Annotated in this window: 18 protein-coding genes; 7 read left to right on the top strand and 11 right to left on the bottom strand. The window is 71.7% G+C overall.

Annotated elements, in window-relative coordinates; genetic code table 11:
* The first annotated feature begins 65 nt into the window (after positions 1-65).
* Positions 66-848: an IclR family transcriptional regulator C-terminal domain-containing protein gene (locus AB0K10_RS26885; RefSeq protein ID WP_234584571.1), complete on the top strand. Its 783-nt coding sequence runs from the start codon at positions 66-68 to the stop codon at positions 846-848.
* Positions 849-954: 106 nt separating this feature from the next.
* Here the strand turns inward: AB0K10_RS26885 and AB0K10_RS26880 are convergent, their stop codons facing one another.
* Positions 955-3,081 (bottom strand): PhoX family phosphatase, encoded by a 2,127-nt coding sequence (locus AB0K10_RS26880; protein ID WP_363687895.1) that lies wholly within the window; start codon positions 3,079-3,081, stop codon positions 955-957.
* 227 nt (positions 3,082-3,308) lie between these two features.
* Between AB0K10_RS26880 and AB0K10_RS26875 the strand changes: the two genes are divergently transcribed.
* Positions 3,309-3,824 carry a sigma-70 family RNA polymerase sigma factor gene (locus AB0K10_RS26875; RefSeq protein WP_266249813.1) on the top strand — a complete coding sequence of 172 codons (516 nt, stop codon included), beginning with the start codon at positions 3,309-3,311 and terminating at the stop codon, positions 3,822-3,824.
* Positions 3,821-4,540 (top strand): zf-HC2 domain-containing protein, encoded by a 720-nt coding sequence (locus tag AB0K10_RS26870; RefSeq protein ID WP_363687893.1) that lies wholly within the window; start codon positions 3,821-3,823, stop codon positions 4,538-4,540. Before AB0K10_RS26875 ends, AB0K10_RS26870 begins: the two co-directional genes overlap by 4 nt.
* An 8-nt stretch (positions 4,541-4,548) precedes the next feature.
* Here AB0K10_RS26870 and rarD read toward each other — a convergent pair whose 3' ends face one another.
* From rarD to eccE, 4 genes are all read right to left on the bottom strand, one after another.
* Positions 4,549-5,475: an EamA family transporter RarD gene (gene rarD / locus AB0K10_RS26865; RefSeq protein WP_363687891.1), complete on the bottom strand. Its 927-nt coding sequence runs from the start codon at positions 5,473-5,475 to the stop codon at positions 4,549-4,551.
* Entirely contained in the window at positions 5,472-5,969 is a 498-nt protein-coding gene (locus tag AB0K10_RS26860; RefSeq protein WP_363687889.1) for a GNAT family N-acetyltransferase, read from the bottom strand. Before AB0K10_RS26860 ends, rarD begins: the two co-directional genes overlap by 4 nt.
* Before the next feature lie 107 nt (positions 5,970-6,076).
* Positions 6,077-6,463 (bottom strand): phage holin family protein, encoded by a 387-nt coding sequence (locus AB0K10_RS26855; protein WP_007454618.1) that lies wholly within the window; start codon positions 6,461-6,463, stop codon positions 6,077-6,079.
* A gap of 89 nt (positions 6,464-6,552) precedes the next feature.
* Complete coding sequence (eccE, locus tag AB0K10_RS26850) at positions 6,553-8,562, bottom strand: type VII secretion protein EccE (RefSeq protein WP_363687886.1); 2,010 nt, start codon at positions 8,560-8,562, stop codon at positions 6,553-6,555.
* Between the two features lie 289 nt (positions 8,563-8,851).
* On the opposite strand from eccE, the gene AB0K10_RS26845 reads away from it, so the two are divergent.
* Together AB0K10_RS26845 and AB0K10_RS26840 are read left to right on the top strand one after the other, a co-directional pair.
* The gene (locus tag AB0K10_RS26845) at positions 8,852-9,172 is read left to right on the top strand and encodes a WXG100 family type VII secretion target (RefSeq protein ID WP_007454622.1); all 321 of its coding nucleotides are present in this window, start codon (positions 8,852-8,854) and stop codon (positions 9,170-9,172) included.
* 21 nt (positions 9,173-9,193) lie between these two features.
* Entirely contained in the window at positions 9,194-9,487 is a 294-nt protein-coding gene (locus AB0K10_RS26840; RefSeq protein WP_363687884.1) for a WXG100 family type VII secretion target, read from the top strand.
* Between the two features lie 85 nt (positions 9,488-9,572).
* On the opposite strand, the gene mycP is transcribed toward AB0K10_RS26840, so the two are convergent.
* Positions 9,573-10,796 carry a type VII secretion-associated serine protease mycosin gene (mycP, locus tag AB0K10_RS26835; protein WP_363687882.1) on the bottom strand — a complete coding sequence of 408 codons (1,224 nt, stop codon included), beginning with the start codon at positions 10,794-10,796 and terminating at the stop codon, positions 9,573-9,575.
* A gap of 152 nt (positions 10,797-10,948) precedes the next feature.
* Here mycP and AB0K10_RS26830 point away from each other — a divergent pair, with 152 nt between their 5' ends.
* Together AB0K10_RS26830 and AB0K10_RS26825 are read left to right on the top strand one after the other, a co-directional pair.
* Positions 10,949-13,765: an SseB family protein gene (locus tag AB0K10_RS26830; RefSeq protein ID WP_363687880.1), complete on the top strand. Its 2,817-nt coding sequence runs from the start codon at positions 10,949-10,951 to the stop codon at positions 13,763-13,765.
* A complete protein-coding gene (locus AB0K10_RS26825) occupies positions 13,762-14,127 on the top strand; it encodes a hypothetical protein (RefSeq protein WP_344360983.1) in 366 nt (121 codons plus the stop codon). The genes AB0K10_RS26830 and AB0K10_RS26825 overlap by 4 nt, the downstream gene beginning before the upstream one ends.
* A gap of 4 nt (positions 14,128-14,131) precedes the next feature.
* Here AB0K10_RS26825 and AB0K10_RS26820 read toward each other — a convergent pair whose 3' ends face one another.
* From AB0K10_RS26820 to acs, 5 genes are all read right to left on the bottom strand, one after another.
* On the bottom strand, positions 14,132-15,064 hold the full coding sequence (locus AB0K10_RS26820; RefSeq protein WP_363687878.1) for an alpha/beta hydrolase: 933 nt from the start codon (positions 15,062-15,064) through the stop codon (positions 14,132-14,134).
* 76 nt (positions 15,065-15,140) lie between these two features.
* Complete coding sequence (locus tag AB0K10_RS26815) at positions 15,141-15,542, bottom strand: hypothetical protein (protein WP_363687876.1); 402 nt, start codon at positions 15,540-15,542, stop codon at positions 15,141-15,143.
* 203 nt (positions 15,543-15,745) lie between these two features.
* The gene (locus tag AB0K10_RS26810) at positions 15,746-18,181 is read right to left on the bottom strand and encodes an immune inhibitor A domain-containing protein (RefSeq protein ID WP_363687944.1); all 2,436 of its coding nucleotides are present in this window, start codon (positions 18,179-18,181) and stop codon (positions 15,746-15,748) included.
* 332 nt (positions 18,182-18,513) lie between these two features.
* Positions 18,514-21,306 (bottom strand): immune inhibitor A domain-containing protein, encoded by a 2,793-nt coding sequence (locus AB0K10_RS26805; protein WP_363687874.1) that lies wholly within the window; start codon positions 21,304-21,306, stop codon positions 18,514-18,516.
* A gap of 241 nt (positions 21,307-21,547) precedes the next feature.
* The gene (gene acs / locus AB0K10_RS26800; RefSeq protein WP_363687872.1) at positions 21,548-23,512 is read right to left on the bottom strand and encodes an acetate--CoA ligase; all 1,965 of its coding nucleotides are present in this window, start codon (positions 23,510-23,512) and stop codon (positions 21,548-21,550) included.
* Positions 23,513-23,656 lie beyond the last annotated feature (144 nt).

Below are 23,656 nucleotides of genomic sequence, written 5' to 3'. Positions count from 1 at the left end.
CGAACAGGCATTTCGCACCCGGCCTGTTTTTCATATGGTGTAAGTCCCCGGCGGCGGAGGTGGTTGTGCGCGACCCCTTGGCAGAACCTTCGGACCTGATCCGCAGCGTGTCCCGAGCACTGCGGGTGCTCGAGTCGGTCGGTCGCGCCCCGAAGGGCCTGACCGTCAAGCAGATCGCCCGCCGGTGCGAGCTGACCGTGGCCACCACGTACCACCTGGTTCGCACACTCGCGTACGAGGGCTACGTGATCCGTCGGGAGGACGGCACGTACATCGTGGGGCTGGAGGTGGCCGACCGCTACCGCGAGCTGGTGACCGCGTTCCGGGGCCCGCCGGTGGTCGGTGAGACGTTGCGCCGGGCCGCAGTGGACACGGGCTACAGCCATTACCTGGGCCGCTTCGTCGGCGGTCAGGTCGCCATCACGGCGGTGGCCGAGGGGCACCGCTCGCCCTACCTGGAGGACCTGGTCCCCGGCTTCGACGAGGGCGCGCACGCGACGGCCCTCGGCAAGTCCCTGCTCGCCACCCTCACGACCGAGCAGCGTTTCCGCTACCTGCGCGAGTACGGCATGCGCCCGTTCACCACCGCCACGCTCACCACCACCGAGGCGTTCGAGGCCGACCTGGCCGCCGGCGACCGGCGCGGGATGCAACTGGAGCTGGGCCAGTTCCGTCAGGGAGTGGCCTGCGCCGCGGTGCTCGTCACGCCGGACAAGGACATGGAACGTCGGGTCGTGCTGGCCTGTGCGTTGCCGGCGAGCGAGATGATGACCTCGGCGCGAGTCGTCCGGGCCAAGCTGCTCACCGTCGCCCGTACGGTCGCCGACGGCATCGCCAGCGACCATTGAGCCGTACGACGCCGAGAGGCCCTCTCCCGGGCTGGGAGAGGGCCTCTCGGGGCGGCCGAGCGCCGGACCGCCGGGGGATAACGTCAGCGAGCCGTCCGGGGCACCGTCAGCTGCCCACCGGGCCGCCGTCGAGGCGCCAGGTGACCACCACGCCCGGCTTGGCGTAGTCGCCGTCCGGCCAGTTCGAGGCCGGGTTCTCCACCGACGCGCCGGTGATCTCACCCGGGTGTTGGACGGCCACGAAGACCGAGCGGTTGTCGCCGGTGATGAACGGGCCGCAGGTCTCGGCGCCGATCGGCACGGTGAGGAACTGCTTGAGGTGGCCCCGCTCCGGGCCCTGGACGGCCGTCGCGAAGAGGCCATCGTTGCTGCCCAGCGCGTTGCCGTCGGTGGAGATCCACAGGTTGCCGGTGGCGTCGAAGGCGACATTGTCGGGGCAGGAGATCGGGGAGACCTTTGTCTTGTCGTACCCGGCGAAGAAGGTCGACGGGTCGGTCGGGTCGCCGCAGACGATCGGCAGCGACCAGGCGAAGGTCTCCGCGGTGTTGTCGTTGCGGTCCTCGACCAGCTCCAGGATCTGCCCGTGCTTGTTGGCGTTGCGCGGGTTGGCCTCGTCCGCGGGCGCCTTGTCGGCCTTGCCTCGATCGGTGTTGTTGGTAAGGGCCACGTACACCTTGCCGGTGAGCAGGCTCGGCTCGACGTCCTCGGGGCGGTCCATCTTGGTCGCGCCGACCTTGTCGCCGGCGAGCCGGGTGAAGGTGAGCACGTCCGCGGCGGTCATCCCGTCGACGAACGAACGGTTGCCGCTGACCAGCTTGATCCAGCGACCCCGGCCGTTGAACGCGCCGTCGGTGGGGAGCGTGCCCGAGCCGTCGATCTCGCCGGCGCTGGTCTGGTCCAGCTTCGCGACGTAGAGCGTGCCGGACTCCAGCAGGGTCAGGTTGTGCTTGCGGGCAGCCCAGGAGTTGCCCTTCAGGAACTTCTTGTCGGAGACGAACTTGTAGAGGTAGTCGAACCGCTCGTCGTCGCCCATGTACGCGACCACGTGCCCGTCCCTGGCGACGATCACGTTCGCGCCCTCGTGCTTGAACCGGCCCATCGCGGTGTGCTTGCGCGGCCGGCTCTCCGGGTCGAACGGGTCGATCTCGACGACCCAGCCGAACCGGTGCGCCTCGTTCGGGTGCTTGGCCAGGTCGAAGCGCTCGTCGACGCGTTCCCACTTGCGGCTGCCGCTGGGGTAGCGAGCGGTGGTGGTGATGCCGTAGCGGTCGAACTTCGGCTTCAGCTCGGCCGGCGCGCCGTCGGCGCCCACGAAGTACTGGTTGAAGTTCTCCTCGCCGGACAGCACCGTGCCCCAGGGGGTCACGCCACCGGAGCAGTTGTTGAGCGTGCCGACGACCGTACGGCCCTTCGGGTCGGCGGCGGTCTTCAGCCACGCGGAGCCGGCGGCCGGGCCGGTCAGGTCGAACTTGGTGCTGAGCGCGGTGACCCGTCGGTTGTACGGCCGGCGGCCGTTGTCCACCGGCTTCCACTGCCCGGTGCCGGCGACCCGCTCCAGTTCCACCACGGACATGCCGTGCGCGGCCATCGCGGTGCGCAGCTGCTCCACCGAGAGCCCGTCCAGGCCGGGGAAGCCGGGGAACATCAGGTCCTCGTTCGTGTACTCGTGGTTGACCACGAGCAGTGCCCGCCTGCCCTGCTTGTCCAGCGGAAGCACGCCCACGAAGTCGTTGTTGTAGCCGAACTGCTTCGACTGGGCGGCGGCGGTCTGGCCGTGCAGGTCGAACTCCGGCGCGCCCGGCAGCACCGGGTCACCCCACTTGATGACCACGGCGTGGTCGTAGCCGTTCGGCACGACCAGGGAGTCCAGCTTGTTCGGCGGGATCGGCTTGAAGGTCAGCGCGCCACTGCCGACACCGGTGCCCGGACGGCCGAAGCCGAAGCCCTCGGGGACGTCCGGGTTGGTGGGTGCCGCTGCGGCCGGAGCAGCTCCGGCCAGCGCGCCGGCGGCCGCGCCACCGAAGCCGAGGACCAGGGCGCCAACCGCGCCGGCCCGGACCACGCCGCGCCGGGAGACCTCCGCGTTCACGACGTCACCGAAGTACGCGTTGTCGGACGTGTTCGGAACCGGGTGGTCACAGGCGTTGCCGCAGCGGTACAGACAGGTCATGGCGTCGCGGGTGCCATGGCGGTTACCGGTCAGCAGGGGGAGCAGCCGGGGACGGTCGCTCATGGGGGTGGCCTCCAGGAAAGTCGGTGGCACGACAGGCGGCGTACCAGCCGGACGCTAGGAGGACGTGGTGAGCGGTCGTCGGCCGCAGTGTGAACCAGGCGTGAACACCTGCGCGGGCAGCGACCGCCGCGCGGCCGGTCTGACATCGCACTGAACCGATCGGTGTGACAGCACGTATTCCCGAGCGGACACACCGCCGGACGCGCGCCGGAAGTGAGGAGACCGCCATCAGCGACCATGACGCCCAACTGTTGCGGGCGCTGCACGACGAGCACGCGGAGGCGCTGTACGCACACGCCCTGCGGCTGGTCAACGGCGACCGGCAGCGGGCCGAGGACCTGGTGCAGGAGACGCTGCTGCGGGCCTGGCGGCACCCCGAGTCCCTCGACCCGCGCCGCGGCTCCGTACGCGCCTGGCTGTTCACCACGGCCCGTAACCTGGCCATCGACGCTTGGCGGCGACGGTCCACCCGGGTCGGTGAGGTCTTCACCGACGAGTTGCCCGAGCCGCCCGAGGTGGTCGACGAGGCCGAGCGCGCGGTGGAGGCGTGGACCGTCGCCGAGGCGCTGAACCGGCTCAGCCCCACCCACCGCGAGGTGCTTGTCGAGTGCTTCTACCAGGGGCGGTCGGTGGCCGAGGCGGCGTCGAGGCTGGGCGTGCCGCCGGGCACCGTGAAGTCGCGCACCCACTACGCCCTGCGCTCACTACGGTTGGTCCTGGCCGAGATGGGGGTGACGGGATGACGCGGTGCGAGTTCGCGCACGACGACGGCGCGTACGTGCTGGGTGCCCTGGCCCCCGCCGAGCGGGCGGCCTACGAGCGGCACCTCGCCGGCTGCGCCTCCTGCCGGGACGCGGTCGCCGAGATCGCCGTCCTACCCGGACTGCTCGGCCGCCTCGACCCGGCGGGTCTGGAGCAGTTCCTGCCGCCGCCGTCCCCACCCCGGGCGCCCGCGCTGATCGAGGAGGCCCGGGGCCGCCGGCGCCGCGAGCGCGCCGCGACCCGTCGGCGGTACGCCCTGACCGCGCTCACCGCCGCAGCGCTCGCCCTGGTGGTGGGCGTCGGCACAGCCGCGATCCTGCCCCGACCGGCCGCCCCGCCGGTCCCCCCGGGGGCGCAGGGCACCCGCCCTGGCTCGCAGGTGTCGATGGTCGCCATGCGGCCGGTGGCCACCGCCGGGCCGGTGCACGCCGAGATCGGGTTGGCCGGCAGCAAGTCGGGCACCGAGGTGACCATGCACTGCGGGTACGACGCGCGGACGAGCTACGGCAAGGCGTACCCGTTCCGGCTGGTGGCGCACGGTCCGAATGGCAGCAGCGAGCAGATCGGCTCCTGGCTGGCCGCACCCGGCGACGACCTCAGCTTCACCGGCGTCACCCGCTTCACCGACGCCGAGCTGGTAAGCGTGGAACTCCAACGATCCGACGGCACGCCCCTGCTGACGTACGCGGTCCCGTAGCCCTCTCATCAGGGGGTGGAGACGGGCGCCTCGGTCGCGCGCGTGTGCGCGCGGGTGCGGGTGCGGCGGGACTGGTCGACGGCGTCGGCGGTGAAGACGATCAGGGCCAGCCAGACCAGTGCGAAACCGGCGAGGCGGGCCGGCGGCATCGGCTCGTGGAAGATCAGCACGCCGCAGGCGAGCTGGAGGATCGGCGCCAGGTACTGGATCATGCCGAGGCCGGTCAGGGGCAGCCGGTTGGCAGCCCCGGCGAAGAGCAGCAGCGGGATCGCGGTGGCCGCGCCGGCCAGCACCAGCAGCGTGGTGTGCCCGGCCGAGACGTGCCCGAAGGTCAGCTCGGCATGTCGGCTCAGCCAGGCGAGATAGCCCAGCGCGGGCAGTGCCAGCACCGCCGACTCGACGAAGAGCCCCTCGGCGGCGGGCAGCCCGAGCCGCTTCTTGATCAGGCCGTAGCCGGCGAAGCTGAACGCCAGGGTCAGTGCCAGCCAGGGCAGCCGGCCGTAGTCGACGGCGAGCACCGCGACGGCCGCCCCGCCGATGCCCAGCGCGATCCACTGCGCCGGGCGCAGCCGTTCGCGCAGCACCGTCACCCCGAGCAGCACCACCACGAGCGGGTTGATGAAGTAGCCGAGCGCCGTCTCCACGACACGGTCGGAGCTGACCCCGTAGATGTAGGTGCCCCAGTTGACGGCGATCAGCGCGGCGGCGGCGACGATTCCGGCCACCGTCCAGGGCCGGCGCAGCAGCGCCCGCAGGAAGCCGACGTTGCGCAGCGCGCCGAGCAGCAGGGCCACGAAGAGCACCGACCAGACGATCCGGTGGGCCAGGATCTCCAGCGGGCCGGTGGGTCGCAGCAGCTTGAAGTAGAGCGGGAAGAAACCCCAGAGGAGGTACGCGCCGATGCCGTAGAGGTATCCCAGGCGGAGTGGCGTCACGCCTCCACCGTAAGGGGTGAATCTCCGCTTTGTTCCTTTCCGGTGATCGGGGTCACGGGCGGCCGGCGGTCGAGCTGCATCCACCGCTGGGGAGCGTCCAACGGGGTGAAGCCGGCCCGCGCGTACACCTCGTGCGCGTCGTTGGTGGCCAGCAGGATCCGGCGTACGCCCAGCTCGGCAAGGTGGTCGCGGACCGTGCGGGCCAGCCAGCCGCCCAGCCCGAGGCCCCGGGAGGCCCGGTCGACGTACACGTCGCAGAGCCAGGCGAAGGTGACGCCGTCGGTGACCGCCCGGGCCACCGCCACCTGACGGCCGTCCCCGGGCCGGTAGACGCCGAACGGAAGCGACCCGGCGAACGCCCGCACGACCGTCTCCCGGTCACGCCCCAGCGCCCAGTACGCGTCGGTGGACAGCCAGTGGTGTATCAGGTCCAGGTCGAGCCGGGCGGGGTCGGTGCAGATCAGGTGGCCGTCGGCGCGGGTCAGCGAGAACACGTCTGCGAGGCTAGCCAACCCGACCGGCTCGCCGGCCGGCCAATTCCCGAACTCTGGTCACCGGACCGCCCGGCCCATCGGGGGCCGGGCGGCGCGGGCGGTCGTGGTCAGTCCCGGTCGAGAACGGCGCCGAGGATCCAGGTCACGATGCTGACGAACAGGGCGCCGAGCACGGCGGCCGGCCAGAAACCGTCCACCGAGAACGGCAGCCCGGCCTGGTCGGCGATCCAGCTGGTGAGCAGGAACAGCAGCCCGTTCACCACAAGCGCGATGAGCCCCAGGGTGAGCAGGTAGAAGCCGCAGCCGACGGTCTTGATGACCGGTTGGAGCACCGCGTTGACGACGCCGAAGATCACCGCCACCAGGATCAGCGTGGTGACCGTCTGCACCGCCGAGGTCGACTCCAGGTCGATGCCCGGGATGAGCAGTGTGGCCAACCAGAAGGCCAGCGCCGTGGTGGCCAGCCGAATCAGCAACCCCTTCAGAAAACCCATGGCCGGGATCGTGCCACGGACCACTCACCGGCGTAACCCACCGGTTGACCATCCCGGGACGACGCGACTCGGGTCGACGCCCCGCCGGCTCAGCCGCGCGCCGGGTGGCCGATCAACTGCGCCTCGATCGGAGTGGGGGAGAGTAGCGCCCACCGCAGGGCTCGGCGGTTCACCACTGCCACCATGTCGTCCCGGATCCGGGTGAGCCAGTCGGCCGACCCACCCAGCCCCAACGCCGCGCCGGCCAGCACGGCCTCGGCCGCGTGCAAGGGTTGCAGCACCGCCAGGTCGGCGCGGCTCAACGCGTCCACGTCGGCCGAGGTCAGCTCATCGCGCACCACGAGGGTGGCCCGCCACGCCGGACCAGGCTCGGTCTCGGCCGGCATCGGCCCGGCGTCGACCACCAGCAGCAGCGGCTGGAGCGCGGTGCCCACCGACCCGGCGACCTGTCGACCCGGCGGGAGCAGCGGGATCGTTCCACCCGGCGCGCCCACACCTCGCACGAACGGCTCCCACACCCGCGGTCGCGCCGTCTGCACCACCACGAGCGCGCCCAGGGCCATCGCGCGCAGCGCCACCAACTGCGCGACGCGTACCCCGCCCACCAGCAACACCCGGGTGCTCTCCGGGCGGAACAACCGCACGGTCACCGCGCCCCCGTGCCGGTTGGTGCCGACCATCATCCCCGCCTCGCCCAGGGTCAGCTCCCAGTCGTCCAGCGCCGCCCTCGGCTGCGCCCCGGAGATGCTGAGCGCCAGCGGCAGCGTGCCCGCCAGCCCGGTCAGGTGCGCGCCGTCGAGTCTGCGCAGCTCCCCGCCCACGCCACTGACCAGTTTGCCAAGCGCGTCGACGGCCACCGTCAGTTCGGCTGTCGACGCGGCAGCCAGGCGTACGGCCAGCTCGGTGGGTGCCGCGCCGGTGCCCCCGCCCGGCGGCGACCCCACGCAGAGCGACACCGTCGTCGCGGTCGCCGGCAGCGCGAGCAGCCGGGGCACCAGTCGCCGCGCGGCCGGGGCGCCGGTCTGCGGCCAGTGGACCAGCCGGAACGTGGCCTGGACCAGGGTGCCCGAGCGGAGCAGCGGCCACGACTCCCGTACCGGCTGGCCGTCGTGGTGGGCCAACTCGCCCAGCACGCGCAGTGCCGCCGGTACGCCGAGCGGCCGGGCGGTCAGCGGCCCGAGTCGGCGGACGATCCGGCGTACCGTGCCGGCGAGCGCCCGACGCAGGGCCTCAGGCGTCCACCCGTCCGCCCGCAGCACCCGGACCGCCAGCACCGCCCGCTCGCGCCCGGTGAGTCGGCCGTCGGTGAGCTGCCGGTACGACGTGCCGACAGTGCCACCCGCCGCCGGGACGGGTGCCGGCGTCCCGCTGAGGAGCAGTTGGATGCGCAGCGGCGGGACGTCCGGACCGGGCGTCGGCAGCAGCGCGGACGGGGTGGGGATCGCCCGGGACGCGTCGCCGAGCAGGTCGCCGGGGTCGCCGAGCTCCAGCAGCACCACCATGCCGCCGATGTCCTCGAGCACCGCCGCCGGCCCGCCGGGCAGCTCCGTCGAGTGGACCACGGCACCGGGGGCGACCAGGTCGAGCAACCCGGCCGGACTGGTCTGCTCGCCCAGCGCCCGGCGTCGGGTCACATGCCCGGCGGCGGTGCCGAGCCACTCGAAGAGCCACCGGCCATGGACCCGGACGCCGGCGGCCGCCACGAGAAGCGCTGCCACCAGCAGTGCGGCGACGGTGACCGGAGCGCCCCTGCCCAACGCCGCGAGGACGACCGCGACGGCTACCTGCCCGGTGACCAGTTGACCCACGCGCAACCCCGCGCCGCGCCTACCGAGAGCGGCCCACCGGTCGCGAGGTCCTCGACCGCGTACGCCGTCCCGAGCCGCCCCCGGCCCGGCGAGGCCGAGCGCGGTCGGGGCGGCGCTGGGCGCTGCGGTCGCGGTTGCTCCGGTGTCGATACCCGGTGCGGTGTCGACGGACGTGATCGCGCCGGCGGCGGTGGGAATGCCCGGCCCGGCTGTCGCGGCGCCGGCGGACGGGGCCGGGCCCCAACCGGGCCGGCTCGCCGGCTGCGGGCCTCCGGTGGTGATCGGCGACACCGCGCCTCCTCGACCAGTGTGGACGTGCCGGGCGGCCGACCGCCCCGGGTTGCCCGTCACGCGCCGCGACGTGGCTGCCGCACATCGTAAGCGACCGATGGCCGCCGTGGTTGTCCACAGGGGAGGCGCGCGGGGTAGCAGAACGGCTACCGGGCCGCTACCGTCAGCCACGAAGTTCATCGCTGACCCGCGTCCACCCTTGCTCGTCGACCGGGCCACGCGATCGGTGCGCTCCCACGGTGGGCGCATCGCCGGCCAGGCACAACCGAGGAGACGAGGTGATGTCCGGGTGTCCCAGACCCAGGCAGAAGCGGCGGTGATGCGGCATACCGCCGCGAAGTTCGAGCAGGTGGACCAGTCGTTGCAATCCATGCTGACCGGCCTGCTGGCCGAGCTGGAGGTGTTGCAGCAGGCCTGGCGCGGCGCCGGTGGGCGGTCGTTCGAGCAGGTCAAGCGGCAGTGGTCACAGGATCAGGCGGCGTTGCACCGAGCCCTGCGGGAGACCGCCGGGGCCATCCGCACCGCCGGCCGACAGTACGACGTCTCGGACGACGAGGCGGCCAGCCGGGTGGCCGGCACCAACCGCGGCGGCATCCAACTGCCGCTCTGACCGCCCCGGGAGGGAGTTCCGATGGACAACGGTGTGCTGGTCGTCAACTTCGCCGCGCTGCAACAGGCCGGCGTGGACATTCAACGGGCGCTGAACACGCTCGACTCGCAGCTCGGCCAGCTCGAACGCGACGCCGCGCCGCTGGTGTCGGCCTGGGAGGGTGACGCCCGACAGGCGTACGAGCAGCGCCAGGCGCGGTGGCGGTCCGCCTCGCAGGACCTGCAGGCGATGCTGCGCGCCATCAAGTTGGCGGTGGACGACTCCGCGGCCGACTATCTGGACACGGAGAAGAAGAACACCGGGCTGTTCCAGTGACGCCGGTGGGCCGGGAGCGCTGACGGTGCCCGCGTCGGCGCCCCGGCCACCCTCCGACGAGGGGTGCTCAGGCGGCGGGGTCGGGTCAGGCCGACTCGGCCGGTCGCCAACGCCGGCGCGCGCCACGGGGCAGCACGAGGGCGAGCATCACGACGGCGACAGCCGTCACGCCGATCATCGCGCCGGCCACCAGAGCACGGTCCCGTGCGGTCGCGCGGCGGGCCTGGCGGGCGAGCACCGCCGGATCGGGCCGGTCGTCGACGAGTGCGGCGACCGGCTGCGGGCCGGCCGGCAGGCCGCCGCCGGTCTCGGTGACAGCGCGGTACGGGTTCAGCACGCCGGCGCCGTACCCGCCGCCGTGCCCCGTCCCCGGCGCCGGATCCACGGTGGCGACGATCCGCTCCGCCACCTCGGTGGCGGTCAACTCGGGTCGGTACGCGCGCAGCAGCGCCGCCGTGGCGGCCACGAACGGCACCGCGTAACTGGTGCCCTCGACCTGCTGGTGACCCTGCGCCGGCGCGGCGACCAGCACCGCGCTGCCCGGGGCGACCAGATCGACGTACGAGCCGGTCTGGGAGAAGGCCGCCCGTGCCCCGTCCACCCCGATCGCGCCCACACCGAGCACCCCGTCGTACGCGGCCGGGAACGGGATCGGGTCGCCGCTGTCGTGCAGGTTGCCCACGGCGGCCACCAGCACCACGTCCCGCTCGACGGCGTAGCGCACGGCCGAGCGGACCTCCGGGTCGTCGGCGTACAGGACGACAGAGAAGTTGACCACGTCGGCGTCGTGGTCGGCGGCCCAGCGGATGGCGCGGGCGAACTCGTCGGCGCTGACCGTGCGCCCCGACTCCCGGCCCTGCACCACCTGCTGCTCACTCACCCGTATCGGCAGGATCCGGGCGGCCGGAGCCAGGCCGTGGAAGGCGACACCGGGCCGGGGCACCGCTGCGATGATGCTCGCCACGCCTGTGCCGTGCCCGGCGCAGTCCCGGCCGCCGTCCCCACCCGGGTCGAGCAGGTCCGCGCCGGCCAGCACCCGTCCGGTCAGCTGGGGGTGCGCCCGGTCGACTCCGGAGTCGACCACCGCGACCGTCACCCCGGCGCCGGTGGTCAGCGGCGCGAGCCGCGCGGGTTCGTACCGCTGCTGGGGCCAGGGTGTGGCCTCGACCGGCCGGACGGGCGCCAGTGGGGTCGCGCAGGCCGGGGCCATCCGGAGCGCGGCGCTGGCGGCGACGGCCGGACCGGTCGCGCCGGTCAGCAGGGCGGCGGCCAGACCTGCCAGGACGGGGCGCGCGATCGATCGGGACATCGACAGCCTCCGTATCGTGTCGGCGTCGGAACGGGATGTTATCGCCTCGCCGCCGCCCCGGCGCACCGCCGCCCGCCAGCCGTTGTGATCGTGATACCACCTTGTAGGTTGTACGCGATACCTGTGGCCTGTTCTCGGAAGGAGAGGTGGCCGTGACCGAATGGGAGCCGGCCACGGAGGCCGAGGTGGCGATGTGGGACGCGCTGCGCGCCAACGACCAGGAGCTCTACTTCCGCCTCCTGTCCCGCACCGATCTGCTGTTGCCGGTCTCCACGCCGGCGCCGTCCGGGCAGGCGTCCGCCGGCTGGGGCACCTGGACGACCGGTGGCCGGACTCACGTGCTGGCCTTCACCTCCGCCGCGGCGCTGCGGGCCTGCCTCGGTGAGCACGCCGGCACCAATCGACGCGTCCCGTTCACCGACCTCGCTCTCGGCTGGCCCAATCACGAGTGGTGGCTCGCGGTCAACCCCGGGTTGCCCGTCGAGGGCTACCTGCCCGCCTGGTTCGTCTCCCAGCTCTCCCGTGGTGACGTCCGGCTGCCGGGCCGCGCCATGGGCGCCCGCGCCCGGCTAGAGCGGGCCGAGACGCTGGCCCGGTCGAGAGCCGGCACGACCGGCCGGGAAGCCCCACCCACCACCGGGTTCGTGCCGCCCCCGCCGCCCGTGTCGGATCCGGCACCGCCGGGACGACCCGCGCCGAGGACCGCGGTGCCGCCGGTGGCTGTGCCCCCGGCCTCGGGCATCCCGACCCGGGCCTCCGGCCTGGGTGATCTGTCGCGGCGGCCCGGCTCGGAGGACCTGCCCGCCGCCGGTGAGCGGCAGCCGAGCGCCCCGCCCCGACCGGCTCGCCCCGGCGCCGTTCCGGGCTCGGGCCGCACCGTCGCATCCCGGTACGTGCCGCTGGCCTCCACCGACCGCGCCCAGGTCGCGCCTGCCGACCAGCCCGACCCCAACGCCGGCCGGCCGTCTGCGAGCCGCCCGGCGGGCGACGGCGACGTGCCCGCCGCCGGCGACGGCAGCACCCAGGGTGGCCGACGTTCTTTCTTCGAACCGACGTCCGGTCGGGTGTCCGGTCCGGTCTCCGGCGACGGTCGGCCGGGCGACCGCGCAGTGCCGCCGTCCCGATTCGGGCGGGGCAGTCAGCCCTTCCCGCGCCGCCGTCCCGCGGACGCGCCGGGTGGTGACAGCGCGACGCCGGCCTTCCCGATGCCGGCACCGGACGCCACCCGACCGCTGCGGCCCTCGGCCGGCGACCTGGGCGCGTCCCGGGTCGTACGAGCGCCGGCGACCGACTACGAGGCCACACAACCTCTGCCGCCGCGACGGCCCAGCCCGTTGGCCGAGGAACCCACCCATGCGTTCCGGGTGCCCGGCTCAGCGGGGGAGGAGCCGTCGCCGATCCGCATGCGAGGTCCCGTCTCCTCGGCGGACGAGACCCAGGCGATCCCGCGGGGCCGGCCCGCTGAGCGGCAGCGCTTCGAGCCGGTGGAGGAGCTGTCCCCGTCGGTCGCGGAGCCGGTCTCCGGCCCACCCGCCCCGCGGCGCGGCTTCACGCCCATCGTCATCGAGGGCACCATCATCGAGTCCCGGGATCTCGTCGACCCGACCGAGGTCGGCCCGGCGTTCGACGAGCCCCGGCGACCCGGCCCGACCACCACCGCCCCACCGGCGGCGGCCCCGCCCGTGCCCGGCCCGTCGACGTTCGACCCGCCCGTGCCCGGCGCGTCGACGTTCGACCCGCCCGTGCCCGGCGCGTCGACGTTCGACCCGCCCGTGCCCGGCCCGTCGACGTTCGACCCGTCTATGCCCGACCCGTCCGGCGCTGACCTGGGCGGCGGTGACCTGAGCGGCGGCCCGGCCGGCCTGGACGGCAGTGGGACGGCGCCCCGATCCCCGGGGGGCTTTGCGCCGGAGGCGGCACGCACCGACAACGCCTCCACCGGAGAACCCGCGGCAGCGGACGGCCAACGGGCGATGGTCGACGAGCCGGCGTCGGTGCCGTTCGAGCCGGCCAACACCGTCGAGGAGGACCTGCTCGGCGCGGCCGGTGCCGGCAGCACCGACACGTTCCTGTCCACCCTGCTGCTGGCCCGGGTCCTGCTTCCAGCGGCGACGGACTCGGTGCGCGGCAGCCGTCCCGGCGACCCGGGCTTCGTCTGGCAGACCGCGCAGCTGGACGGCGAGACGTACGTGGTGGTCTACACGTCGCCGGAGCGCCTCGCCGACCACGTCGAGGGTGACGTCGACACGGTCCGGGTGAAGTTCGCCCAGCTGATCCGGCGGTGGCCCGATGAGGACTGGTCGTTCGCCGTCAACCCGGGCACGCCGGTCGGCGCGAAGCTGCCCGGCGACCAGATCGTCGCGTTGGCCAACTGGGCCGCCGAGGTGGGGCTCGGCGACGACCTGGAGGTCGACCCGCAGGAACCGGCGGTCGAGGCGGAACCCGCGGCCCGCATCCGGTACGCCCCCGGGGCGGTCGATCCGGCCCGACCGACGGTGATGCAGAAGGCGATAGCACCCAGTCAGCTCGCGTACTACCTGGAGCGGGGGTACGACCGGGTCTCCGGTTTCGTGCACCGGGCCGGCGAGTTGGCACACCTGACCACGCCGGCCGAGCTGCACAACGCGCTGGGTCTCAGCTACCCGGGTTCGCCGTTCGTGCGGGACGCCGAGGAGATCTACGTGCTGCGCTGGCCGGCGCACCGCCCCAGCCTCTACCGCATTCCGTACGGCGGCCAGAACGAGCCGGCGATGCGGGCCATGGAGGGCTGGGTCATCGAGCGCCCCCCGTTCCGGGGCAACGGCTTCGCCCCGGGCGAGAGCAGTGACGTGGTGGCCGAGTTCAAGGTGGACAGCGCCCGCCTCCCGCACGGCGCGCAACTCCTGCGCATCGGCGGGGACGGTACCGAGCGGGTGGTCGCGGTGCTCGACACCGACGCGGTGGTCTGGCGACGGGTCGGGGAGGCGTGATGCGCGACGGCTACGTGGCGCGTTGGCAGGGCCGCGAGTACCAGGCGAGCCCGGACGGCGACGACATCCGGCTCTACCAGCCGGAGCCGGGTGAGGGCTTCGAGGAGGTCCGCCCCGGCCGGTACGTGCGGGTGCTGCCGGCGAGCGAGATCGAGGACCTGGCGTACGTGCGGACCACCTGCACGTGGCAGGGACAGCCGTTCATCGTGCTCGGGAAGCACGACGCCTGGCTGCGCGTGGAGTACACGGGCGGGCGCTGGCCGGTGGCCGAGGCGATGCGGCTGGAGGTCTTCGACTTCGGCGTCTACCAGGGTTGGGCACCGGCCGCCGAGGTCACCGACCTGCGGGAGCAGCGGGTCTGACGGGTCAGGACTTGGCCCAGCGCAGAATCTCGCCGAGCACCAGCTCGGGGGCTTCCAGGTGGGGGAAGTGCCCCACCCCGTCGAGCAGGCGCCACTCGTACGGCGCCACGACGTACCGGCCGGACCCCAGGGCGGTCCGTGGCAGGGCGGCGACGTCCTGTGCGCCGTGCAGTTGCAGCGTCGGGGTGACCAGCGGCTTCTGCATGAGGCGGACGAACCGGTAGCCGTGCAGCCGCAGCACCGAGCGGAAGGCCCAGCGGTAGCCCTCCAGCGCACAGAAGGCGGCCTGCGGAACGCGCATGGCCTCCCGGCACCGCTCGGCGTACGCCTCGAAGCCCGGGCTGGCCGCCCAGCGTGGCCCGGCCCAGCGGCGCAGGATCTCTCCGACGGCCGCCCCGCCGTCCCTCGTGAGCACGTGCTCGTAGCGGGGGAGCTGAAACTTCAACGCCGGGGTGGAGGCGGCGAACTGCCCGCGCGGGTCGGCGAAGATGGCGGCGCGTAGGCGCAGCGGGTGGGGTGCTCCGAGCACCACCAGCCGGCGGACCAGGGCGGGGTGGAACGACGCGACAGTCCAGGCCACCATGCCGCCGACGCCGCTGCCGACGAGCGTCGCCGACCGTTCACCGAGGGCCCGGATCAGGCCGGCGATGTCGGCGGCGAGGGTGTAGCCGTCGTACCCCCGGGGTGGTTTGTCGCTGGCGCCGTAACCGCGCAGGTCCACGGCGACCGCGCGGAAGCCGGCGTCGGCGACCGCCGGGAGCATCTGGTGCCAGGCCCACCAGTGCTCGGGGAAGCCGTGCAGGAAGAGCACCATCGGCCCGGTGCCGGCCTCGACCACGTGGAATCGGGTGCCGTTGGCGCCGACGAAACGGTGCGTCCACGGCCCCTCGGTGAGGACGCAGGACTCGTCGACGACTCCGCCGCGCTGGTCGGTCATGGTTGACAGCCTAGGACCCCGTCCAGAGGCAGCCGTTTCGCCGGCCCGTGTGTGGCCCGGGAGCGCCGGGCGGCGGTCAGACGACCGGGCTGATGTCGACGATGGTGGCCGGGGTGCCCGGGCCGCAGTCGACGGTCGGGTCGGGTGGGCCGACGGTCACCCGGACGGTGGTGCCGACGGCGAAGGTGCCCCTGCCGGTGCCGTGCAACGCGTACTGCCTGCCGTCGTCGGTGACCAGGCCGTAGCAGGGACCGTCGCCGCCCCGGTTGATCCGTCCGGCCAGCACATTGGCTCTGCGGGCGTCGGTCGGTTTGCGCGGCGGGCCGGTCGGCGGGCGCAGGGTGGGGGGCAGTGGGACGCGTGAGCGCGCCGGACGGCCGGAGGGGGACGACGGAGTCGGATCGGTGGGCCCGGTCGGGGCGGCGGACGCCGGTGCGCTGGGCGACGGGGTGCCGGAGGGGGTCTGCTCGGCGGACACGGGGTCTCCTTCGTTCCGCGTTCCGGCGCAGCCGGTGAGCGCCAGCAGGACGGCCAGGCCGGCGCCGGTCAGGGTGGTGCGGGTTCGCGGTTGCACGGGTGATCGGACGCGCTGGGCTGCGTCGGGGTTCCCGGAACGGGCGATGCCCGGGCAGGTGACCTGCCCGGGCATCGCCGTGGTGCGGGTGTCGCCTGATCCGAGGATCAGAAGAAGCGGACGTTCGTGTAGATGCCGTCCTGCGACAGAACCTTGATCTTCCGGCCGGTCGCCGGGAGCTTGACGCCGTGGTTCGGCAGCTCCGGGTACCAGTACTGCTGGGTGTCGTCGAACAGCGGCTGCGCAGCCTGGCCGCGGACGTACTGCGCCTGGCTGTCGATGTGCAGCGTGAACGAGTCGGCCTTCTTCAGGCTGAACGGCGCGTCGTAGACCTGGACGCGGGCCCGCCAGGGGGCGCCGGTCAGGTTGTAGAGCGGCCGCGGGTGCGCGTCGATGATCATGTTCCGACCCTCACCCGGGTGCTCGAACGTGTCGTTGTCCGCCCACCGCAGGTTCCAGTAGGAGATCAGCAGACCCTCCTGGTACGCGTAGTGGTCCACGTAGTCCGGGCGGGTGTTCGCGTAGCCGAAGTAGTACGGGCCGGTCTTGAGGTACTTGTCGTACGAGGTGTACGACCGGGTGCCGGCGATGTAGTAGTTCGCGAACTTCTTGGTGTAGGTGGCCGCCGCGATCTCGAACTTCCCGGCGAACGTCCAGCCGTTGGCGCCCGTCTCGGCGCCGTCGGTGAACACGACCTGACCGTCGGCGGTCACGGTGATCGCGTCACCGTAGAAGCCACCCTTGGACAGGCCCCCGTCGGTCTGGTAGCGCAGCCGGAACTGCACGACCTTGCCCGCCACGGAGTTCATCGGGATGTTGACGTCGACCCACTTGCCGGCGCTGGAGCCGTCCAGGGCGAAGCGCCCGGGGGAGATCTCCTTCAGCGGATTGCCGTTGACGGTACCGGGCAGGGTCGCCCAGGTCTTGCCACCGTCGACCGAGGCCTCGAAGAACAGGTAGTCGAACCCGGCCTCGATGTTGTAGCGGCCCTTCATGGTGAGGGCGGCCGACGACTTCCCGGTGAGGTCAAGCGTCCGGGTCATCGTGCTGTTCAGGTTGTCCTCGTTGCCGGTGAAGAACTGCTTGCTGCCCTCGAACGGCGCGCCGTTCGAGAAGGTGTAGTCACGCGGCGGGAGGTTGACCACCGCGGCCTGCGCCTCCGGCGAGTTGTACTCCTGCGGGCCGAGCTTCACGGTGCGCTTCTCGTTCGGCCCGAGCGTGTCGTGGTCGAGCCAGCCGAGCTGGAGCTTGTTCCACGCGCCGAGGTCGCCACCGCGGTCACCGATGGCCGGGTCGTTCTTGGCGCCCAGCCGGCTCTGGGCCATCAGGGTCCAGTGCTCGTTGTTGTTGTCCCCACCGTTGACCACGTTGTAGTCGTCCGGCAGACCGAGGTCGTGACCGTACTCGTGGTAGAAGACGCTGCGGCCACCGTTCTCCGGCTGGATCGTGTAGTCACCGATCCAGACGCCGGTGTTACCGATCTGGGTGCCGCCGCCGGGGAAGGTCTCCGGGCCGGTGTTGCCCTGGTCGGACGCGTACGCGTACCAGCGGTGGCTCCAGATGGCGTCCTCACCCTGGATCGGGTCACCGTCGGCCTGGTCGCCGCCGGAGTGGACGATCTGGAAGTGGTCGATGTAGCCGTCCGACTCGTTGAAGTCGCCGTCGCCGTCGTAGTCGTACCTGTCGTACTCGTCCATCGACTTGACGTCGGCGGCGATCTGCGCGTCGGTGCGACCGGCGGCCTTCTGGTCGGCGACCCACTGGTTGGCGGCGTCGCGGACCAGATCCCACGTGTTGTCGCAGACGTTGCTGTCGCAGACCGCCGGGTCGTTGGCCGGGTTCTCGAGGTCGTCGTCGGCGATCGGGTCGTCGGACCGGCCGTAGCGGGCCTCGTTGTACTTGACCTTGACCCAGTCGGTGACCTCGCCCTGGACGCTGTAGCGACCCGAGGACTGGGCCTCGTAGTACTGCTTCAGCGACTCGTCGCCGGGGTTGGTGCCGAAGTAGAGCTGCCGGTAGTGGTCGGCGTTGAAGTCCGGCTGCCAGACGGTGGAGTTGTCCACCGCCCGGTTGGGCGCCGGGATCTGGTTGTGCAGCGGCCCGTCGAACTTGGTCGGCCCCGCGGTGTCGGGGCTGGTGTTCTTGTCCGGGAAGTCCGGGTGCCGCTCGTTGCCGAACTCGGCGAGGATCACGAAGATCTTGTCGGTCCGCTCGCGGGAGAGTTCGACGTACTGGTCTTCCGTCTGGGCCGTGCCCGTCCCGGTGGTGCGGGCGGTGGCCCCGTCGGACTGGGTCTTACCGACCTTGACGACGGTGCTGCCGTTGATCTTCTGTGCTTTGGCCTTGCCGGACAGGACCTCGCTGAGGCCCTCCTGGCGCAGCGCTCGCCGCTTGTTTTCCAGCGGGTTCGGCAGGTCGTGGTCGGCAAGGGCGGGCTCGGCGACCGACGGAGCGGCCGTCGGCAACTTCGGCTGCGGCGCGGCACTGGCGGACGGTCCGAACGCCAGCCCCGTCGCCGTCAGTGAGAGCCCGAGCAGACCCACTGCGACTTTGCGCACGTGGTACCTCCGGTGTGAGGGAACCGGCCCAACGGGGGTGAGGCCGGCGATAGATCGATCCCACTAGTGGGACCAATGGTGAACATAGACACTGCCGGGACGGGTGGGAAGATGTGCGCGTCGATTTGTTGCAAGATTTTGTTGGGAATGCTTTCCACCGTCACACCCCCGCGCTTCATCAGCACACGAGCCGGCGCGGTCGGGGCGCAGACGCTCCTACAACGACATATTTCGATCAACAAGATCGGGCGTACGACAGTGGGGCCGGCGGCGTTCCCGCCACCGGCCCCACCATCAGTTCCTGATCCGTAAAAGTGTTACTTCTTCGCCGGCGTCACGAAGATCGTGGCGGACGAGTTGTCCCGCGCGGCCTTCTTGATGGTCAGCGAGACGCCGTAGTTCACGCCCGCGTCGCCGGGGTTACCGGTGCCGAGAACGATCGCGCCACCGCCCAGCGTCACGCCGTAGAACTCCGGTGCCGGGCTGCCATCCGGGTGGGTGACCCGGGTGGTGTACGGCGCGTTGCCCCGCGACGGCAGCACCACGGAGGCGTCGTTGTCCCGCGCGTACGGAGCACCGTCACGCATCTCGATGCCCGGGTACCAGCCCTTGGCGTCGGTGAAGGACTTCACCGGCGCCTGCGCCTTGAACTTCGTGCAGTACGCGCTGTACGGCTCGCCCTCGGCCTCCAGGCACTCCGTGAAGGGGTACGTCTTCTGGAGGGTGAACGCCGCGTTTGCCGACTGCGGACGGCTGGGCAGGTTGTCCGTCACCGACGGGTCCTTCTCCGCCGCCTTGCCGGTACGCCGGAGCGGGTCGAAGTGCGAGTCCACGATGAGCAGCCCGCCCTTCGCGCCGTAGCTGGGCAGCGAGGTCATCTGCGCGGTGACGTGGTTGACGTCGCCGAGCGCCGAGTCCCGGTACCACACCAGCATGCCCGGAGCGTTGTACGACAGCCGGTCGACCTTCCACGCCTCGTGGGAGTAGATGGTGTCGTACGCGTACTTCAGGCCCTTGTCGAAGCCGTCGAAGTTGCGCCACTCGGCCAGGTAGAACTGCGCGTGGGTCTCGGTGCCGCTGGAGACCTTCCAGCCCCCGCCGGTGGTGTCGACGAAGGTGCCGCCGGTGGCCGTCCAGCCGTTGGCGCCGCCCTCCACGTCGTCACTCCAGGTGGTCGCGCCGCCGCCGGTGACCGAGAAGTCGTCGGCGAACCAGTTGCGCTCCTCGAACGCCTCGTCGGTGGCCTGGCGCAGCCGCAGCTGCACCGTCTTGCCCGCGTACGCCGACAGGTCGACGTAGTCGTGCCGCCAGCCGTCGGTGCTGCCGGTCAGGCCGTACTTCTTGCCGCCGAAGTCGTTCATCCGGCCGTTCGGGTCCTGGTAGTCGTCCGGGGTGGTGACCACGGCGCCGCCCTCGGCGTACACCTTCTGCTCGGTCCAGGTCGTCCCGCCGTCCGTCGAGAGCTCGACGAAGCCGTAGTCCCAGTCCTCCTCGATGATGTAGTTGTTCCACATCCAGAACTTGGCGTCCGCGGCGTTGGGCACCTCGACCGAGCGGCTGAGCTTGACGTCGGCCCACTCCTGGTCGTTGTTGCTGTGCCACATCTTCGTGCCGCTGTGCGGCGTGGCCAGGACCGTCACCTTGTCCGGCAGGTCGACCTTGATGCCGTCCTCGGAGTCGATAGGCGTCCGCGACGTCTGCCCGAGCTTCACCTCACGCGGGTTGGAGCCGGGGCGGATGGTCAGCGGGTCGGCCCAGCCGAGCACCCACTTGTCCCAGATGCCCATGTGCGTCGGCAGCGCCTGGAAGACCTCACCCGAGTGCGAGCCCGAGGCCATCAGGTCCCAGAAGTCGATGTCGGAGTCGGCGTTGCCGGACGTGTCGTAGAGGTCCGGCAGACCGAGGTCGTGACCGAACTCGTGGGCGAAGACGCCGACGCCGGCGTCCTCGGGCTGCACGATGTAGTTCGACACCTTGAGGTTGGTGCCCGGGATGCTGTAGCCGCCGGCCACCGTCGAGGAGTGCGCCCAGACGGCGTACACGCCCTGGTCGCCGCCGCCACGCGACTTGCCCTGGCCGGCGTGCACCAGCACGAGGTGGTCGATCACACCGTCCGGCTCGAAGAGGTTGCCGTCACCGTCGCGGTCGGCCTGGTCCTCCTTGTCGTAGTCGGCCCACGGGAAGCTCGGGTCCTTGGCGGCGAGCGCGTCGATCGCGTCGGTCGCCAGGCGGCCCGCGCCGGCCGGGTTGTCCGGGTGACCGTTCATCGACTGCTCACGGCCGGGAACCCAGTTGCCGTTCTCGTCCTTGGTGCAGCGGTTGGCGGCGTACCAACCCTCCGAGTGCGGCACGCTGATCCACGGGCTGGCCTGCCCGTCCACCGTGTACGCGTTCTTGGACATCTCCAGGTACATGTTGTGCATGGTGCGCCCGGAGATGTCGATGCCCTTCTTACCGTCCGGGCCCTTCAGGTCCTTGCGAACCCGCTCGGTGATGCCCTTCTTGGTGTAGAGCATTTTGTCGTAGTGCTGCGGCGAGAAGTCCGGCACCCACATCGAGTTGTTGTCCTCGTAACCCAGCGTCGCCGGGTTCGCGATGGTGTTGTGCTTCGGGCCGTTCTGCACGGTGCCCGGCACGCAGGTGCGGTCCTCGAACACCGTCTTCGGGACCATCACGCCTGTGAAGTCGTCGTTCGCCTGGTCGTTGAACTCCACAAGCAGCGTCAGCAGCTTCGCCGTCTGCGTGGTCGGCGCCTGCTTGATCTTGCGGGGGTTCTTGCCCGTCTGGATCGACTTGGCCTCGATCTTGGCCAGCTGCCGGGCGGCGACCGGGTTGCCCCGCGCATGCTTCTGGTCGAACGCGCGCGCGTCATCCACAGCCGGGGCGTAGACGCCACCCTTGCCCTTGACCTCGCGGCCGGTGGTGTCCGTCTGCACCTCGGGCTCGGCGTAGTTGATGTAGTACTCGTCGGCCCCGATCACCGCCCGGGGGGTGGTGGACGGCTGCGCCGACGCACTGCCACTCACGGTCAGTGAGGTGGCCGCGAGGGCGATGACGGGCAGCGCGACGAGTAGTCGTCGACGCGACCCCGGATGGGAGTTTCTGTTCATGCCGCTCCGTTTCTCGGGCATGGGCGGAGGAAGCCGACCGGCTCCGGGCGCGCGGAGACGCATCGAGGCCAGCCGACCTCGTGAAACTAAATGAGAAAAACGCCGAACGGCGGGAACGTGATGGAGGCGTTATTCGTCCAACCACTCGCGGCGGCCGCCGGCTGTGGGCGTACCTCCACAAAAGACGCCGATGGGTGACGGTCCGGACGGACCGTCACCCATCGCTCGTGTACGTCTGTCGTCAGTCCTCGTCGGACTTCGCGCCGCTCATCCCAGAGGAGATCAACTCCATCACCGAGGAGTCCTGAAGCGTGGTGACGTCGCCGAGCGACCGGTTCTCGGCCACGTCCCGCAGCAACCGGCGCATGATCTTGCCAGAGCGGGTCTTCGGCAGCTCCGCCACCAGCATGATCTGCCGCGGCTTGGCGATCGGGCCGAGCGTCTTCGCCACGTGGTTGCGCAGGTCGGCGATGAGCTGCTCACCCGCCTCGCCGGCGATGTCCGTGCTGCCACGCGGGATGGCGAACGCCACGATCGCCTGGCCGGTGGTCGGGTCGGTCGCGCCCACCACCGCCGCCTCGGCCACCGACGGGTGCGACACCAGCGCCGACTCCACCTCGGTCGTGGAGATGTTGTGCCCGGACACCAACATCACGTCGTCGACCCGACCCAGCAGCCAGATGTGCCCGTCGTCGTCCTTCTTCGCACCGTCACCGGCGAAGTACATGCCCTCGAACCGCGACCAGTACGTCTCGATGAACCGGTTGTCGTCACCCCAGATGGTGCGCAGCATCGACGGCCACGGCTCGCGCAGCACCAGGTAACCGCCACCGCCGTTGGGCACCGACTGGCCCTGGTCGTCGACCACGTCGGCGACGATACCCGGCAGCGGCGTCATCGCCGAACCCGGCTTGGCCGCCGTCACCCCCGGCAGCGGGGAGATCATGATGGCGCCCGTCTCGGTCTGCCACCAGGTGTCCACGATGGGCAGCTCGCCGCCGCCGACGTGCTGCCTGTACCACATCCACGCCTCGGGGTTGATCGGCTCACCGACGCTGCCCAGCAGCCGCAGCGACGACAGGTCGAAGCCGGCGGGAATGTCCTCGCCCCACTTCATCATCGTCCGGATCAGGGTGGGCGCGGTGTAGAGGATGGTCACGCCGTAGCGGTCGACGATCTCCCAGAAGCGACCCTTGTGCGGGGTGTCCGGGGTGCCCTCGTACATGACCTGCGTGGCGCCGTTGGAGAGCGGGCCGTAGACGATGTAGGAGTGGCCGGTCACCCAGCCGATGTCGGCGGTGCACCAGTAGACGTCCGTGTCCGGCTTCAGGTCGAACACCGCGTGCGTCGTGTACGACGCCTGGGTGAGGTAACCGCCTGTGGTGTGCAGGATGCCCTTCGGTCGGGCCGTCGTGCCACTGGTGTAGAGGATGAACAGCGGGTGCTCGGCGTCGAACGGCTGCGCCGTGTGCTCGGCCGACGCCGTCTCCACCGTCTCGTGCCACCAGTGGTCCTTCTCCGACCACGCCACGTCCTCACCGGTACGGCGGACCACAAGCACGTGCTCCACCGACGGGCTGTTCGCGACCGCCTCGTCCACCGTGGGCTTCAACGCCGACGGCTTGCCCCGCCGGTAACCACCGTCCGCGGTGATCACCACCTTGGCGTTGGCGTCCTGGATGCGGTTGCTCAACGAGTCCGCGGAGAAGCCACCGAAGACCACGCTGTGCGCCGCGCCGATCCGGGCGCAGGCCAGCATCGCGACCGCCGCCTCCGGGATCATCGGCAGGTAGATCGCCACCCGGTCGCCCGCCGTGACCCCCAGGTCGGTGAGCGCGTTCGCCGCCCGGCAGGTCAACTCGTGCAGGTCGGCGTACGTGAGGGTGCGCGTGTCGCCCGGCTCGCCCTCCCAGTGGATCGCCACCTTGTCGCCCCGGCCCGCCTCGACGTGCCGGTCCAGACAGTTGTACGCCACGTTGAGCTGCCCACCAACGAACCACTTCGCGAACGGCGGGTTCGACCAGTCGAGCACCTCGTCCCACTTCTTCGACCAGGCCAGCCGGTCGGCCTGCTTCGCCCAGAAGGCGAGCCGGTCGGCCTGCGCCTCGGCGTACGCGTCGACGGTGACGTTGGCGTGCGCGGCGAGTTCGGCCGGCGGGGGGAACTGGCGCGTCTCGTTCAGCAGATTGGCCAATGCCTCGCTCATGCCGTGACTCCTCGTCCTCGGGGTGACCTGCGTCTCGCTGGGCCTGAGGGTAGTCGCGGGGTCCCCGGCCGGCGACCGCTGCCCACCCCGTCGCGCCGAGCGGCCCCCGCCACGCGCCCGACGGCCCGGCCCCGCCCCGCCCGG

The sequence above is a fragment of the Micromonospora sp. NPDC049274 genome (genome assembly GCF_040678875.1).
In the GTDB taxonomy this organism is placed as follows: Bacteria; Actinomycetota; Actinomycetes; order Mycobacteriales; family Micromonosporaceae; genus Micromonospora.
Note: the sequence above shows the minus strand (reverse complement) of the source record. Positions and strands in the feature narration are given on the sequence as shown.

What these genes read in the sequence shown, in the direction of transcription:
- mycP (WP_363687882.1), bottom strand. Translation starts at nt 10,796, where the DNA reads ATGTCCCGATCGATCGCGCGCCCCGTCCTGGCAGGTCTGGCCGCCGCC.
- acs (WP_363687872.1), bottom strand. Translation starts at nt 23,512, where the DNA reads ATGAGCGAGGCATTGGCCAATCTGCTGAACGAGACGCGCCAGTTCCCC.
- AB0K10_RS26870 (WP_363687893.1), top strand. Translation starts at nt 3,821, where the DNA reads ATGACGCGGTGCGAGTTCGCGCACGACGACGGCGCGTACGTGCTGGGT.
- AB0K10_RS26820 (WP_363687878.1), bottom strand. Translation starts at nt 15,064, where the DNA reads ATGACCGACCAGCGCGGCGGAGTCGTCGACGAGTCCTGCGTCCTCACC.
- AB0K10_RS26840 (WP_363687884.1), top strand. Translation starts at nt 9,194, where the DNA reads ATGGACAACGGTGTGCTGGTCGTCAACTTCGCCGCGCTGCAACAGGCC.
- AB0K10_RS26880 (WP_363687895.1), bottom strand. Translation starts at nt 3,081, where the DNA reads ATGAGCGACCGTCCCCGGCTGCTCCCCCTGCTGACCGGTAACCGCCAT.
- AB0K10_RS26805 (WP_363687874.1), bottom strand. Translation starts at nt 21,306, where the DNA reads ATGAACAGAAACTCCCATCCGGGGTCGCGTCGACGACTACTCGTCGCG.
- AB0K10_RS26855 (WP_007454618.1), bottom strand. Translation starts at nt 6,463, where the DNA reads ATGGGTTTTCTGAAGGGGTTGCTGATTCGGCTGGCCACCACGGCGCTG.